Annotated in this window: 11 protein-coding genes; 10 read left to right on the forward strand and 1 reads right to left on the reverse strand. The window is 40.9% G+C overall.

Annotated elements, in window-relative coordinates:
* The first annotated feature begins 377 nt into the window (after positions 1–377).
* From HGR01_RS11335 to HGR01_RS11360, 6 genes are all read left to right on the forward strand, one after another.
* Positions 378–1328 (forward strand): ABC transporter ATP-binding protein, encoded by a 951-nt coding sequence (locus HGR01_RS11335; protein ID WP_045868623.1) that lies wholly within the window; start codon positions 378–380, stop codon positions 1326–1328.
* A gap of 42 nt (positions 1329–1370) precedes the next feature.
* On the forward strand, positions 1371–3272 hold the full coding sequence (locus HGR01_RS11340; RefSeq protein ID WP_045868622.1) for an ABC transporter permease: 1902 nt from the start codon (positions 1371–1373) through the stop codon (positions 3270–3272).
* A gap of 69 nt (positions 3273–3341) precedes the next feature.
* Complete coding sequence (locus HGR01_RS11345) at positions 3342–5045, forward strand: hypothetical protein (RefSeq protein WP_045868621.1); 1704 nt, start codon at positions 3342–3344, stop codon at positions 5043–5045.
* A 1121-nt stretch (positions 5046–6166) separates the two neighbouring features.
* Positions 6167–6925: an ATP-binding cassette domain-containing protein gene (locus HGR01_RS11350; protein WP_045871384.1), complete on the forward strand. Its 759-nt coding sequence runs from the start codon at positions 6167–6169 to the stop codon at positions 6923–6925.
* Positions 6922–7554 carry an ABC transporter permease gene (locus HGR01_RS11355; protein ID WP_045871385.1) on the forward strand — a complete coding sequence of 211 codons (633 nt, stop codon included), beginning with the start codon at positions 6922–6924 and terminating at the stop codon, positions 7552–7554. The genes HGR01_RS11350 and HGR01_RS11355 overlap by 4 nt, the downstream gene beginning before the upstream one ends.
* Before the next feature lie 16 nt (positions 7555–7570).
* Complete coding sequence (locus tag HGR01_RS11360) at positions 7571–8470, forward strand: glycine betaine ABC transporter substrate-binding protein (protein WP_045871386.1); 900 nt, start codon at positions 7571–7573, stop codon at positions 8468–8470.
* 206 nt (positions 8471–8676) lie between these two features.
* On the opposite strand, the gene ald is transcribed toward HGR01_RS11360, so the two are convergent.
* Positions 8677–9768, reverse strand: coding sequence for an alanine dehydrogenase (gene ald, locus HGR01_RS11365; RefSeq protein WP_045871387.1), 1092 nt, complete (start codon positions 9766–9768; stop codon positions 8677–8679).
* A gap of 376 nt (positions 9769–10144) precedes the next feature.
* Between ald and HGR01_RS11370 the strand changes: the two genes are divergently transcribed.
* From HGR01_RS11370 to HGR01_RS11385, 4 genes are all read left to right on the forward strand, one after another.
* Positions 10145–10318 (forward strand): hypothetical protein, encoded by a 174-nt coding sequence (locus HGR01_RS11370; RefSeq protein ID WP_155539341.1) that lies wholly within the window; start codon positions 10145–10147, stop codon positions 10316–10318.
* A gap of 416 nt (positions 10319–10734) precedes the next feature.
* Positions 10735–11031, forward strand: coding sequence for a hypothetical protein (locus HGR01_RS11375; protein ID WP_045871389.1), 297 nt, complete (start codon positions 10735–10737; stop codon positions 11029–11031).
* A gap of 244 nt (positions 11032–11275) precedes the next feature.
* Positions 11276–12283 (forward strand): WD40 repeat domain-containing protein, encoded by a 1008-nt coding sequence (locus HGR01_RS11380; RefSeq protein ID WP_045871390.1) that lies wholly within the window; start codon positions 11276–11278, stop codon positions 12281–12283.
* A gap of 488 nt (positions 12284–12771) precedes the next feature.
* Positions 12772–14601, forward strand: a complete 1830-nt coding sequence (locus HGR01_RS11385; protein WP_045871743.1) for a response regulator — start codon at positions 12772–12774, stop codon at positions 14599–14601.
* The last annotated feature ends 101 nt before the right edge of the window (positions 14602–14702 follow it).

Genomic DNA, 14702 nt, shown 5'->3' on the forward strand with positions numbered 1-14702 from the left:
TCGCGTTCTTTTTTCAAAATAGTATTAGACTTATTTCAAGATTTTTTGACATATAAATTATCTGTAGAGGCATAAATATTTATGCCTATCTTTCAATTCTTTTGGTGTGTTACGCTTAACACCTAACCCAACGCACTGACTCCACTATATGGTGCTGAGATTTATTCAAAAATAAAATTGGATTCCTAATATTATTCATCCGGTTACAGTAGAAAATATACTGAATATTAAATAAAAACAGTATTGATTGAGCGAAGTATTAATACTTAATAACATTAAGTTTGTGTAAACCTGGTTTCCATTTCTGAAACAGACATGGCAAATGCTGTAGAGACAGGTTAGGTTAACTTATAATCACAAGCCGCACCAAAGCAGGTATGGTAAAAGAATTAGCAATTCGTACCTCTGGACTGACGAAGCAATTTGATCGCCATGTTGCGGTCAATGATGTTGATTTAGAGATCCAAGCAGGTGAAGTATACGGACTTATTGGGCCGAATGGCGCAGGTAAAACAACTCTCATCCGCATGTTAGCAGCCGCAGAGGAGCCAACAACGGGTGAGATTTATATTAATGGCGATCGCTTGTTGCGTGACAAAAGTAATCCCACTCTCAAGCGTCGTCTGGGCTATTTACCTGATGACTACCCACTGTATGAGGATTTAACAGTTTGGGATTACCTAGATTATTTTGCGCGGCTATATCGCTTGCGGGAACCACGCCGCACTCAACGTCTGCATGAAGTATTAGAACTGATACAACTCGGTAATAAGCGTAATAGCTTAATTTCTACCCTATCGCGGGGGATGAAGCAGCGCTTAAGTTTAGCGCGCACAATTATTCATGAACCCATCTTACTGCTGTTAGATGAGCCTGTTTCCGGTCTTGACCCCATCGCCAGGATGCAGTTCCGGGAAATTATTAAGGCTTTGCAAGAAGCGGGAATGACAATTTTGATTTCTTCCCACGTTCTCAGCGATTTAGCAGAACTCTGTACTTCTGTGGGAATTATGGAACTGGGCTTTTTAGTAGAAAGCGCTTCTCTGCAACAACTTTACCAGCGGCTATCCCGTCAACAAATTGTGTTGTCTACATTGGGAGATTTAGAAACATTACTGCGGGAAGTAAAACATCATCCTTTGGTGGAAGAATGGGAAGTAATATCTGGTAAAAACAGTCTCAGAATTAACTTTTCCGGTAAGCAGGAAGATAGCGCTGAGTTATTGCGATCGCTAATTCATGTTGGTATTCCGATTACTGATTTTCACTGCACCCAAGAAGATTTAGAAACCATTTTCTTAAAGTTAGGGCACAAGCAAGCATCTTAATTCCGCAATAATTTTTAATTCCTCTGTTTGGAGCTTTTATCTATGATGCTCAAGTGGTTAGACAAAATCGGTGATTGGAATCCGCAATTGTTGCGCGAACTCAAAGGCCGCCTGAAACCTGTCAATATTTTAATTGCCTTGGCAATATCCTTAGTAACTCAACTAGGGACTTATATATATCAAATCAGCGAGTTGCCTAGCAAAACATATGCTATGTCAGGCATATACTGCAATCTTGCTGACGGTTATCAAAAAAATCTTACCTTTCTCAATCAAAGCCTTGAGCAGGTTAACTCCAAAATCAATAGTTATAGTGGGAGTAAAAACTCAGATTTATTAGCGAAAATCCCGGATTTAAAATTAGAACAAAAATCCCTACAACAGCAAATTGATAATTTTAGGAACCTGTTATATCAAACTTCTTGCCCATCCGAGCAAATAAATATGCAAATGTGGTGGCAAGACCATTGGAAATATATATTTATGACGCTGAGTGTGATGTTTATCTTCACACTTTTAGTTGCTGGTACTTATTTGCTCATCAATAATTTAGGGCAAGAAGAACGTCGCGGCACATTAAATTTTTTACGTCTCAGTCCGCAGTCAGAAGCCAGTATTTTAACTGGCAAAATGTTAGGTGTGCCAATTCTTGTCTATCTCACAGTTTTAGCGGCAATACCTTTACATTTATTGTCAGGTATTTTGGCGCAAATTCCCTTCACTGGGATTCTAGCTTTCTATATAGTACTGGCTGCTAGTTGTGTTTTCTTCTACAGTAATGCATTGCTATTTGGCTTAATTAGTCGTTGGTTTAGTGGTTTTCAACCTTGGTTAGGAAGTGGTTTAGTTCTCCTGTTTCTATGCGTAACTTTGCAAACGTTATTTTATAGTGCAGATGTTCACAATATACTCGCTTGGTTAAGCTTATTAAATCCTGCGAGTATGCTCGGCTATCTCACACCGCGATATCAGGAACCAGCAATACAAGGAATACAGTTTTTTTACTTACCACTTGGTAAAAATCTGATTGGTCTACTTGCCTTACATTTATTTAATTATGGTGTAGGCATTTACTGGGCTTGGGAAGGAATGAAACGCCGCTTTCGTAATCCTGATGGCGCAATTTTGAATAAAGTTCAGAGTTATTTTTTGGTGGCGAGTTATCAAGTAATTTTTTGGGGATTTACTCTGCAATACTCTAACAATTACTGCTCAGATTACAGAGGTGGTCAATCTATTCCTTGTTATCATGACTTGAACTATCAAATAGTTCAAAATTGGGGATTTATAGCATTTTTTAATATCATGCTATTACTTTCCTTACTGGTAATTTTGTCACCTCACAGACAAACTATCCAAGATTGGGCAAGATATAGACATGAAAAAGTTGCTAATTTTCAAGGATTTTGGCGGAAATTTGCGCTCACAGATTGGCTGGTAGACGAAAAAAGTCCAGCACTATTGGCAATGTTGATTAATTTAGCGATCGCAACTACGCCATTATTAGTTTGGATTGTACTTGCACCAATGTTGAATACTCGCCATAACACTGCCATAGAGTGGGTAAATGATATTGGTAGATTGCGGGCTATTTTAGGCGTGGCTTTATTCATTAGCCTGATGATGATTTACGCCACCTTAGCTCAACTAATGCTAATGATGAAAACTTCTAAGCGTTCAATGTGGGCAGTGGGGAGTATAGTTGCGGCTATCTTCCTGCCACCATTGTTTCTCGGAATCCTAACTATTAAACCAGCAGCTTATCCAGTAGCATGGCTATTTTCTACCTTTCCTTGGGCTGGTTTAGAATATGCTGCCACAATCACAGTTTTTAAGGCATTTATAGCTGAATTAACTGTCCTAATTTTGTTAAATATCAAATTAGCAAAGCAGATAAAGTTAGCCGGAGAATCTGCTACAAAAGCCTTGTTAGCAGGACGTTAAGAGGAAGGAGGTACAAAAAATAACAAAAGCCAAACATCCAACACTCAACACCAAAAGAGAGTTTTTAATATGAATCTAAATTGGATGAATCAAGTAGGAGATTGGAATCCTCAACTGTTGCGCGAACTGAAAGGAAGGCTAAAGCCGCGCAACTTAATACTTTCTGGTGGTATCTCATTGCTGGGTCAATTTATCATATTTATGTATTTTCAAACCCAGCTACCTACAAAACTCGAACTTGTATACAATTCCTTTGACCGATATTGCACAGGTAAACTTGAATATAATTCGCGAGAATGCCTTGTAGATGGATTTGGTAATCTCATTATCAACTGGCAATTGTGGTATTTAGATGTATTTACCTGGCTAGGGATTATTGGCTCTATTTCACTTTTAGTTGCTGGAACTTACCTAATTATTAATGATTTAGCTGCTGAAGAACGGCGTGAAACTCTCAATTTTATTCGCTTGAGTCCCCAAACGCCTCGAAGTATTTTATTGGGCAAAATGTTAGGCGTGCCGATTTTACTTTATCTTGGGGTACTATTAGCAGTTCCTTTACATATATGCTTGGGTTTAGCTGGGAAAATTTCGTTTCCTCAGATTTTTAGCTTTTACGCAGTGGTGGTTGCTGCGGGGATTTTATACTATAGCAGCGCCTTGCTATTTGGCTTAGTTGGTTCCTGGTTGGGAGGGTTTCAAGCTTGGTTAGGTAGTGCTGTAGCTTTAGGTTTTCTGTTAGTTACTTCGCCAATAGCCTTCAAAGAAGTATCAAATGAATATCCATTGGTTTTTGCTAGACTGATTAATCCTTCTTTATTAATTCCGTCTACTGCAATCAATTCTACTTTTAATTATGCTGGTTACTGGCTTACCAATTTTCACTGGTTTGCTTTACCTTTGGGAAATAGCAGAGTAGTAACACTTGGCTTTGCTTTATTGATTTACGGTTTAGGAACCTATTTTATTTGGCACTCCTTAAAACGTTGCTTTCGTGACCCCAATACCACAATGTTGAGTAAGCGGCAGAGTTATTTATTAACTGCTAGCTTTGCATTGCTGACTTTGGGATGTGCAAATTGGCAAAGATTAGTTTTGGAAGGAAATCCCAGCACATATCTTTTAGCTGAAAATCTCATGTGCTTATTGTTATTAGATTTTTGGCTGTTTCTCTATTTAATTGCTGCACTCAATCCTCATCGTCAACCCCTGCAAGATTGGGCGCGTTATCGTCGCACATCTAATTCTCAAGGAGTAGTAGGTAGAAAGCTGTTGCAGGATTTGATGTGGGGTGAAAAAAGCCCCGGATTGTTAGCGATCGCTATTAATGCCATGATTGCGATTATTGCTATGTGTGGGTTAATTCTCCTCTCCCAAGTCCAACTTGATGAAAAAATCAGAGCGTTTTTCGCTCTAGTGTTATCTGGTAGTTTAGCTATGCTTTATGCATCCATAGCTCAACTATTTTTATTCACCAAAAATCAGCATAGAATCTTTTGGGCTGCGGCTACTGTTGCTGCTCTGATTGTAGTACCAGTGATAGTTTTAGCTATATTCTCCCCTTACGTCAGAGACAACAATTATTTCTACTTGCTTTCAGTAATTGGGCCGATTTTTGCGATCGCACCTGGTGCAAACTCAATATCACCCATCACCGCATTGCTGTCAATTCTTGGTTATTGGAGTGCTGTGGGATTATTGGTATTCCAACTCAAGCGGAAGCTAGTCAAAGCTGGAGAGTCTGCTACTAAGGCGTTCATAGCTAGTAATTAAATACTGCTAAGTAAAATAGACTTCTAAAAGAAGTCTGGGAAAAGGTTAAGGGGGGAGGGGGAAAGGTTTTGTATTTTCCCTTTCCCCTTTAACCTTTTTCCTTTGCCCATCTCTTGCAAAAGTGCTTTTTACAATAAGTCTAATGAGCCGCAATACTTGTCGGTTAAGGGCAAAAGGCGAAGGGGAAAAGGGACAAGAAAAAACCTTTAACCCTTACCCTTTCACCTTTTCCCCAAACCAAATTAAGAGTTGACAATCCTTAACCGAGCACTATTGTAATGAGCAGATGAGGAAAAATATCTAAAACAAAAACCCAGTGGTTTTCACTGGGTTTTTGTTAGGGTTAATCCCTAAACTTTACTCTATAAAGCTTATATATAAGTTGTTGGACTAATAATTACAATAATCTGCTCTAAGCGCTTCCGCAGAAATACTGAACTTATCCAAGCCATCACTTTTGAATAGTTAATTCTACTGATAATCAATGACAATGCCATATAAAACAAAAACCCAGTGAAAACCACTGGGTTCTTGTTGGGGTTAATCCCCGAACTTTACTGTATAAAACTTTTTCTCTAGTTGCTGGCTTAATAATGATTTAAACAATGCCCTATCCGCTTCCGCATAACTACTGAACTTATTAATAGCCTCAATTTTTTGTGCTTAAATCCACGGATAATCAATTACCATGATTGCGGGAAACCCTTGCAGTAATTCACTCTAAAACAAAAACCCAGTGGTTTTCACTGGGTTCTTGTTGGGGTTAATCCCCGCACTTTCTGTATAAGACTTTTCTATATCTTGGTTTAATAATGATTTAAACAATGCCCTATCCGCTTCCGAATAACTACTGAACTTCCTCACCCCAGCAATTTTTTATGCATAAATCTACGGAGAATAAATTGCTATGATTGCGGGAAATCCTGGCAGTAAGTTACTCTCAAACAAAAACCCAGTGATTATAACTGGGTTTTGCTTGGGGTATATCCCCGCACTTTTCGGTATAGGGCTTCAGTATAGTTGCTTGTCTGATAATGATTACAACGGTAGCTTTGAAGATTCCGGAAAAATACTAGAATTTTTGACACTCATAGGATGATCAAGAAAATACCAGGTAAATCATGCCAGAAAATCACCAAATCGCTGTTGAATTCCGTGATGTCACCTTTAGCCGTAACCATCGCCCTTTGGTATCCCATCTCAATTTCTCGATTCGCCAGGGAGAAGCATTAGTATTGCTGGGGCGCAGTGGTAGCGGTAAAACCACGACTATGAAATTGATTAATCACCTGTTCACACCTACCACAGGGGAAGTGTTATTTGATGGTATCCCGACAACGCAATGGGACGAAATTAAACTACGGCGTAAGATTGGTTATGTAATTCAAGAAATTGGTTTATTTCCCCATTTCACCGTAGAACGCAATGTAGGTTTAGTTCCGACTTTGGAAGGTTGGAAACCAAAACAAATTAAAACCAGGGTTTATGAGTTATTGCACTTGGTAGGTTTAGAACCAGAACAATTTGCTGGGCGTTATCCCCACGAACTGTCGGGGGGACAAAGGCAAAGGGTGGGCGTAGCTAGGGCGCTAGCAGCCGATCCGCCTGTATTATTAATGGATGAACCATTTGGCGCACTCGATCCGATTACTAGGCTGGAAATTCAGCAAGAGTTTCGCCGCTTACAACAAGACTTAGGCAAAACCGTGGTGTTTGTCACCCATGACATTCAAGAAGCATTTGTGTTGGCATCACGAATTGGTTTAATGTATGGGGGAGAATTGGTAGTATTAGGGACAAAGGATGAATTTATGTTATCCTCACATCCTGAAAGTTTAGCTTTCCTCCAATGTCTGCATTCTCTGCAAGACAATTTATGAAAGATTTCTTTTTGATTAAGTACGCCCCCGAAATTTTGCAGCATACCCTGGAACATTTATTTATGGTGGGCATTGCAATTGGAATTGCTATATTAATCGGCATTCCTTTAGGCATTTTAATTACCCGTCAAACCCAACTCCGCCAACCGATTTTAGGGATTGCCAATATTTTACAAACTATTCCCAGTTTGGCTTTATTTGGCTTATTAATTCCTGTGCCTGTAATTGGCGGTATTGGTGTAGTACCTGCAATTGTAGCTTTAACTTTATATTCTTTATTACCGATAATTCGCAATACTTACACTGGCATTATTGGTGTAGATCCAGCAATTAGAGAAGCTGGGCGAGGTATGGGGATGACAGATAAAGAATTGTTATTACAGGTGGAAATTCCTTTAGCAATGGGAGTAATTTTAGCTGGGGTTAGAGTTGCCACTGTGATTGCTATTGGGATTGCAACTATTGCAGCGGCTATTGGTGCTGGTGGGTTAGGTGTATTTATTTTTCGCGGAATTGCAGTGGTAAATAATCAGTTAATTTTAGCTGGTGCGGTTCCTGCTGCATTAATTGCGTTAATTGCTGATTTGGTAATTGGTTGGATTGAAGGAAAGTTAAAGGTTAAAGGTTGAAAGCAATGTTTTAAAGATGAAAAAATTTCTGAGTTTATGCCTATTAACAGTTGCCTTGATAATTGCGATCGCTAGTTGTAGTCCTAATACCAATACAACTAGTAGTGGCGATATTATTGTCGCTTCTAAAGATTTTACCGAACAAGATATTTTAGGTGAGCTTTTAGCCCAACAAATCGAAGCCACAACTAATTTAAAAGTAGCTCGTCGCCCCCGCTTAGGTGGTTCTTTTGTCTGCCATAGTGCAATTACAGCAGGGAAAATTGATGCTTATATTGAATATACTGGTACAGCTTTTACAGGTATTTTAAAACAACAAGTAGTTAACGACCCCAAAATAGTTTACACAAAACTCAAGCAAGCCTACGCCCAACAATTTAATTTAGAAGTCATGCCCAGTTTGGGTTTTGAAAACACTTTTGCCATGACTATTCGCGGCGAAGATGCGCGGCGCTACAATTTACAAACTCTCTCGGAAGCTACTCAATATACTCCTCAGTGGCGAGGCGGTTTTGGCTATGAATTTTTAGAACGGGAAGATGGGTTTGCGGGTTTAGCGAAAACCTATAATTTACGTTTTTCCAAACCACCCCAAATTATGGATTTAGGCTTAATTTATCGGGCATTAATTCAAAAACAAGTAGATATGGTAGCGGGAAATTCCACTGATGGGCAAATTGCCCGTTTGGGTTTAGTGGTGCTAAAAGATGATAAGCAGTATTTTCCACCTTATGAAGCTACGCCCATTGTCCGCAAAGCAACTTTAGAAAAATATCCGCAGTTAAAAAATGCGATCGCTCAACTGGCTGGTAAAATTTCCGCAGACGAAATGCGGCAATTAAATTACCTAGTTGAAGGTGAATTACAGGATATTAAAGATGTTGTCCGCGAATTCCGGAAGTCCAAAGGATTATAAGCTAAACCACATCTAGTTTGCATAATCTGAAATTGTATATTTCTTGTGGGGTGGGCATCTTGCCCGCCCAATATATGCAAGTTAAATGAGGAACAACTTTAATATTTCACAATCATTGTAGGGGCACAGCATGGCTGTGCCCTATCTTTGACATTTGACTCTTGACTACCCTAACGAGTTAATAGCCAATTTCCACGCGTCGCCGCTTAACTTACCAAATCGGGGAATACTTCCTGTACAGCAGGATGTACTAAGCGATGATTTTGGACATTCACACCCTTAGCTAATGCAGGGTTAACATCCAGCGCCTTAATGCCGAGATTTGCTAACTGCACAACGTAAGGTAAGGTACTGTTATTAAGCGCTTGGGTAGCAGTCCAAGGTACTGCACCAGGCATATTAGGAACGCCATAATGCACCACACCCTCTTCAATGTAAATGGGGTTAGTGTGGGAGGTAGTGCGTAAAGTTTCCACGCAACCGCCTTGGTCAACAGCCACATCCACAATTACAGAACCGGGACGCATTTTTTGTACCAATTCACGAGATACTAATATTGGTGCTCTACGTCCAGGCACCAAAACCGCACCGACTAACAAGTCAGCTTCTTTAACGGCGGCTTCGATATGGGCAGAGTTGCTATAAAGCAATTCAACTCTAGAGCCAAATAGAGTTTCTAGGTAGGATAAGCGTTCGACATTCACATCCAAAATTTGTACGATCGCGCCCATACCTACAGCGATTCTAGCTGCTTCTGTCCCAACTACGCCGCCGCCTAAAATCACAACTTTGCCTGGTTTTACACCAGGTACGCCACCCAAAAGCACACCTCGCCCGCCTTGCTGACGTTCCAAATACCTTGCGCCGAATTGTACTGATAGCCGACCGGCAATAATGCTCATAGGAGAGAGCAAAGGTAATTTATTTGCACCAGGCTGTTCTACAGTTTCATAGGCGATCGCACAAGTGCCGCAATCAATTAAACTCTCAGTTAATTTGCGATCGGCTGCTAAATGCAGATAAGTAAATAATATCTGCCCTTTCTGCAAAAATTTATACTCAGCTTCTAGAGGTTCTTTGACTTTAACAACTAGTTCCCGATTCCAAACCGCTTCTGGTGTGGGGACAATCTCCGCCCCAGCACTAATGTACTCCTCATCGGTAAAACCAGCACCATTACCAGCTTGGGTTTGAACGAAAATCTGATGACCATTTTCGCGCAACACCCGCACGCTCGAAGGACTCAACCCTACACGAAACTCTTGATCCTTAGTTTCTTTAGGAATGCCGATTTCCATTTACAGCCTCTAATTAATTTTTGTTTAACTTTAGCCTGCCAGTCTCAGAGTGGCTACTTCCGTATTAGGGATAGCTAATAATTGCTCTGAGTTCCTTACCTTCTTTGTGAGTGTTGCCAAACTGTACTCTTGACTATTACCCTTGTCTGCCTAAAATATATAAAGAATAATAAATAATTGTAAACAACGGTTTACAAAGGTTCGATTCAAGCAGCTACTGCTGGACTTCTGAAGCTGTCTTGCTGGCGATTCAAGCATAGCAACTCAGTTCCACACCCACAGAAGTGCTGATGTCTATACCCTGTTTCAAGCCGCAGTGGCTATAAACATCTAACAATCACATTTAGTTTGCCGACAAATAAGAGAGGAATTGTTGATGATGACACAACCAAAGCCCACCGTTACCCCCAAACTCGAAGAGCCAAAGTTAGGCTTTAATGAATATGCCGAACGCTTGAACGGTCGAGCTGCCATGATTGGCTTTATTTTGATGGTATTAATTGAATACACCACCAATCAGGGCGTGTTATCATGGCTCGGTCTGAAGTAGTACTGCTGTAGAAGCCCAGATTTTTAAGTTTTAAGCTAGTAATTAGAGAGTTTTGACCAGCTGGAACAACCAGCTGGTTTTAACTTAAGTAATTAATAGCGAAACTAGCTGCTATAGCTTAACGTCTATGGCTATTAAGTAGATTTTGTCAAAGGGACTGGGGACTGGGAATTATTCTTTTTACTCAGAACTCTTGTACAGACGCGATTAATCGCGTCTCTCCAACTCAGCATTTTCAACTTAGACTGGCAATTACTATATGCAAGAGGGTAAATTACTACACTTCCTCTCCTACTTAATAAAATTATAATACTTTCAACGCCTTGACATCAGCAGGGCCAATCAAGGCCTGATAGCAAGTTAGGGATTTTCGATATATTTACATATAAAGCTAAACTGGATTAAACCAAGCTGTGATGAACGTTCTCTTACCTCGTTTTTTGAAGTCATCTTACCGTAAAGAACCGCTAATAAGTGTGTTAATTACAATGGGCGTAGTTGATGCCCTGATTGGTGGCTTAGATGATAGCTGGTCATTATTTACTTTTGGCTTAGGGATAGCTGGAATTAGCGTTGGCTGGAAACTGTGGCGTATGTACCAAAGCCGCCCTCCTATACCTGAAGAGCCTGTAGTACAACATTACTTACCTTCACGCTCATCTAGCCCAACTTTACCGATGTTGACAGTGACGAAGAAAAAACCACCACAATAAACAGTGCTGAGTAGTGAGTGCTGAGTCCTGAGTTCTTACCCTGAATTTTTTAGGGGTGGATAATATCTTAGTGTTCCTGAATAACTTCTCAACTCTCACAGAATAACTAGTAGACCCTCGGAGGGCACTTTGCTCAAGATTAGAGTAGGGTAGCAACAGGCGTTAGAAAGTGAGAAAAACTGTGAGCAGTGAGGGAAAATTTAGGGGCTATTTTGTGCTGCGCCCGTATATAGTTCTGGCGTTTATGGCTTCTATAATCCTTCCAGAGGCAATCTGGAAAGAAGTCTTCATTCATACTGCTTATGCTGCTACAGAAACAGCAACAAACTCACAAGCTAAAACTAACTTTGCCAATCCCCAGTTAATTTACACCCTGCAAGGGCATGGGGGAACTGTTAAATCCTTAGCTTTCAGTCCAGATAGCAAAACTCTTGCTAGTGGCGGTGCGGAAAATGAAGGTGTAATTCGCTTGTGGAATCTGACAACAGGCGCACGGGTGGGGACTATCCGCAAAGCACATAAAACAGCCGTCGAATCTTTGGTGATTTCACCTGACGGACAAACCTTAGCCAGTTGTAGCAGTGACTACACGATTAATATTTGGAATCTCAAAAATCAGCGATTTAAACGCTCTTTTGTCGGGCACAGCACAAATGTCTTGTCCTTAGCAGTATCCCCTGATAGTAAACTTCTTGTCAGCGGTGGGATAGATGGAATTCGCCTCTGGGATTTACCGCAACAACGTCCTTTAGGTACTTTAGTTAACTTTGATAACTTAATTTACGCCCTAGCAATTAGCCCTGATGGTACAACCTTAGTGAGTGGTGACTATAAGGGTGTAGTCAAACTGTGGAACTTAAGTACAGGAAAATTAATTCGTGCATTTGTCGGACATTACGATTTAGTTAGTGCTGTAGCTTTTACACCCGATAGCGAAACCCTAGTTACAGCTAGCCACGATCGCACAGTTAAAATTTGGAATATTCAGACTGGCAAACTCATCCAAACTTTAACCGGACATAACAACTGGGTAAACGCCATTGCTGTAAACCCCGATGGCAAAACCCTCGCCAGTGCTGGGAAAGATGGCATCAAATTGTGGGATTTAACGACAGGCGAGTTAATTAATACACTTAGCAGCCATACAGATTGGGTAAGTGCGATCGCTTTTAGTCCTAATGGTCAAATGCTTGCCAGTGGTGGTTTTGATAAACAAATTAAGGTTTGGGGAACTGCACCAAAGCGTAAGTAGTTATACTAATTCAAATAATATTGGTGACATATCAATATATTCTAGAGGGCAAGGCACTGCCTATTGGTGTCAACTGAAGCTAAAAGCTATATAGGGCGGGCGTTGTACAAATACCTCGCGCCCTCATCCCCTAACCCCTTCTCCCGCAGGAGAAGGGGAACTAAATCTCTTGCTCCCCTCACCCTGTGGGTGAGGGGCTGGGGGTGAGGGCGAAACCTTGCAACCAAGAGGGTTTCACGTTAAGTTGACACGTATGGGCAATGCCGTGTCCCTACAACCTGCCGCATTCTTTTTTAAAATTGGTATTAATAATTGGCAGTCCCTAAATCGCCATTCTCAACCACCCTGTTCCCTCTTGCCCGTTCCCTGTTCCCTGTTAATATGATTAATTTTTATTCCTCATGTACTTGCAATCTGTGATAAATCTTGCTGAACTGGACTCAGCAACCTAAATAATTGCTGTAAAAAACCAACCAAGAATGCATCGGATGAAAATTTTGCTGATAGAGAATGATTTGTTACTCAGTCAGGTATTGGCAGAGTTTCTGAGTGCAAATCATTACACTATCGACTTGGTAAATAATGGGCAAACAGGGCTAGAGTTAGCCATATCGGGGGAATATGACTTAATTTTACTAGACTGGCATATTCCCCAAGTAGATGGAATTAGTTTGTGTCGCCAGATGCGATCGCTTGGCTATAGTAAACCCATTTTGTTACTCACAGCAAATAATTCTAATGCAGATATTGTGGCAGGTTTCGATGCTGGGGCTGATGATTATGTTATCAAGCCTTGTGAACCAGAAGCATTACTGGCAAGAATTCGGTCTTTATTGCGGCGCAGTGGGGCATTTTCAGCTTCCAAGTTAACTTGGGGTAATCTGTGTTTAGACCAAATCTCTGCTAAAGTTACTTACAACGCTCAAGTAATTTCCCTGACAGTTACAGAACACAAGCTGCTGGAATTGTTTTTACAAAACCCCAATCGTATTTTTAGCCGGAGGGTAATTTTAGATAGGCTTTGGGGATTTGATGATGCACCAATTGAGAATGCTGTGACGACGCATATTAAAGATTTGCGGAAAAAACTCAAAGCCGCAGGGATGACGGAGGATATTTTAGAAACAGTATATGGTATTGGCTATCGCTTACAATCTCCGCCCACTGCTGCTTCTATTGCAGAACATCAAGATAGTCAAAAACAATCCCCTACTCAAGATTTAACGGCTATTAATCGAGTATTGGAACGATTAATTAATTCCTTGAATCATCAGGTGGTGGTACTGGAGGAAGCGAAAACTGCACTATTAACGGGAAATTTCCACCAAGATTTACAGCAACAAGCAAAGCATGAGGCTCACAAGCTAGCTGGCTCAATGGGGTCTGTTGGTTATTCCCAAGGTTCTCAACTGGCGCGAACATTAGAAAATCTACTCAGCAGCGATCGCACTCTTACCAATGAGGAAGTTACACAATTTTGCCAATTAGTGGAGGCATTGCAACAAGAGTTAACAAAACCGCCAATTCCAGCGATCGCGCCCCCAACTCCGCCGCGTCAAACTCATTTTGTGTTGGTGATTGATGATGATACTCTGCTGACTGAGCGTTTATGGATAGAAGCACAGGCTTGGGGAATACAAATTAAAATCGCTGGTAATTTAACTACAGCTCGCTCCATCCTAGTCTTTGAAACTCCTGACGCTGTTTTACTAGATTTATCTTTTCCTGATACAGAAGAAGACGGCTTAACGCTACTGCGAGAACTGGCAGCAAAATCGCCAAATTTACCCATTGTAGTTTTTACAGCGCGAGATAGCCTTGCCGATCGATTAGCAGTATCACGCTTAGGTGCAAGGCAATTTTTACACAAACCTGCTACTACTGAGCAAATTTTTCAAGCGATCGCCCGTATTTTAACTCAGCCTCAAATCACAGAAGCCAAGGTCTTAATTGTCGATGATGACCCTGTGATGCTAGCCACATTAGCCGCCTTACTGACTCCTTGGGGGCTAGAGGTAACTACATTGAACGAACCTCAGCATTTTTGGCAAGTCTTAATTACAACATCACCAGATATAGTGGTGCTAGATGTAGAAATGCCTGAAATTAGCGGTTTAGAGTTGTGTCAAATTGTGCGCCAGGATGCTAAATGGGGTGATTTACCAATTTTAGTGGTCACAGTCCATACCGAAGCAGAATTTCTTCAACAAGCATTTGCTGCTGGAGCCGATGATTTTATTACCAAGCCAGTATTAGCGCCAGAATTGGTAACAAGGGTACTGAGTCGCATTGAGCGAGTGCGTTCTTTAAGGGGATGAGGGAGGGGGCGGGGAGCAGGGAGCAGGGGAGAAATAATTAATAATCCACCCCATTAACCATTACCCATTACCCATTACCCATTTTTCACACCCTATAAGCT

The organism is Tolypothrix sp. PCC 7712, assembly GCF_025860405.1.
In the GTDB taxonomy this organism is placed as follows: Bacteria; Cyanobacteriota; Cyanobacteriia; order Cyanobacteriales; family Nostocaceae; genus Aulosira; species Aulosira diplosiphon.

Excerpts from the sequence above, each read along its gene's own strand:
- HGR01_RS11350 (WP_045871384.1), top strand. The coding sequence starts at position 6,167 with ATGCCAGAAAATCACCAAATCGCTGTTGAATTCCGTGATGTCACCTTT.
- ald (WP_045871387.1), bottom strand. The coding sequence starts at position 9,768 with ATGGAAATCGGCATTCCTAAAGAAACTAAGGATCAAGAGTTTCGTGTA.
- HGR01_RS11345 (WP_045868621.1), top strand. The coding sequence starts at position 3,342 with ATGAATCTAAATTGGATGAATCAAGTAGGAGATTGGAATCCTCAACTG.
- HGR01_RS11385 (WP_045871743.1), top strand. The coding sequence starts at position 12,772 with ATGAAAATTTTGCTGATAGAGAATGATTTGTTACTCAGTCAGGTATTG.
- HGR01_RS11360 (WP_045871386.1), top strand. The coding sequence starts at position 7,571 with ATGAAAAAATTTCTGAGTTTATGCCTATTAACAGTTGCCTTGATAATT.
- HGR01_RS11375 (WP_045871389.1), top strand. The coding sequence starts at position 10,735 with ATGAACGTTCTCTTACCTCGTTTTTTGAAGTCATCTTACCGTAAAGAA.
- HGR01_RS11355 (WP_045871385.1), top strand. The coding sequence starts at position 6,922 with ATGAAAGATTTCTTTTTGATTAAGTACGCCCCCGAAATTTTGCAGCAT.
- HGR01_RS11340 (WP_045868622.1), top strand. The coding sequence starts at position 1,371 with ATGATGCTCAAGTGGTTAGACAAAATCGGTGATTGGAATCCGCAATTG.
- HGR01_RS11335 (WP_045868623.1), top strand. The coding sequence starts at position 378 with ATGGTAAAAGAATTAGCAATTCGTACCTCTGGACTGACGAAGCAATTT.
- HGR01_RS11370 (WP_155539341.1), top strand. The coding sequence starts at position 10,145 with ATGATGACACAACCAAAGCCCACCGTTACCCCCAAACTCGAAGAGCCA.
- HGR01_RS11380 (WP_045871390.1), top strand. The coding sequence starts at position 11,276 with ATGGCTTCTATAATCCTTCCAGAGGCAATCTGGAAAGAAGTCTTCATT.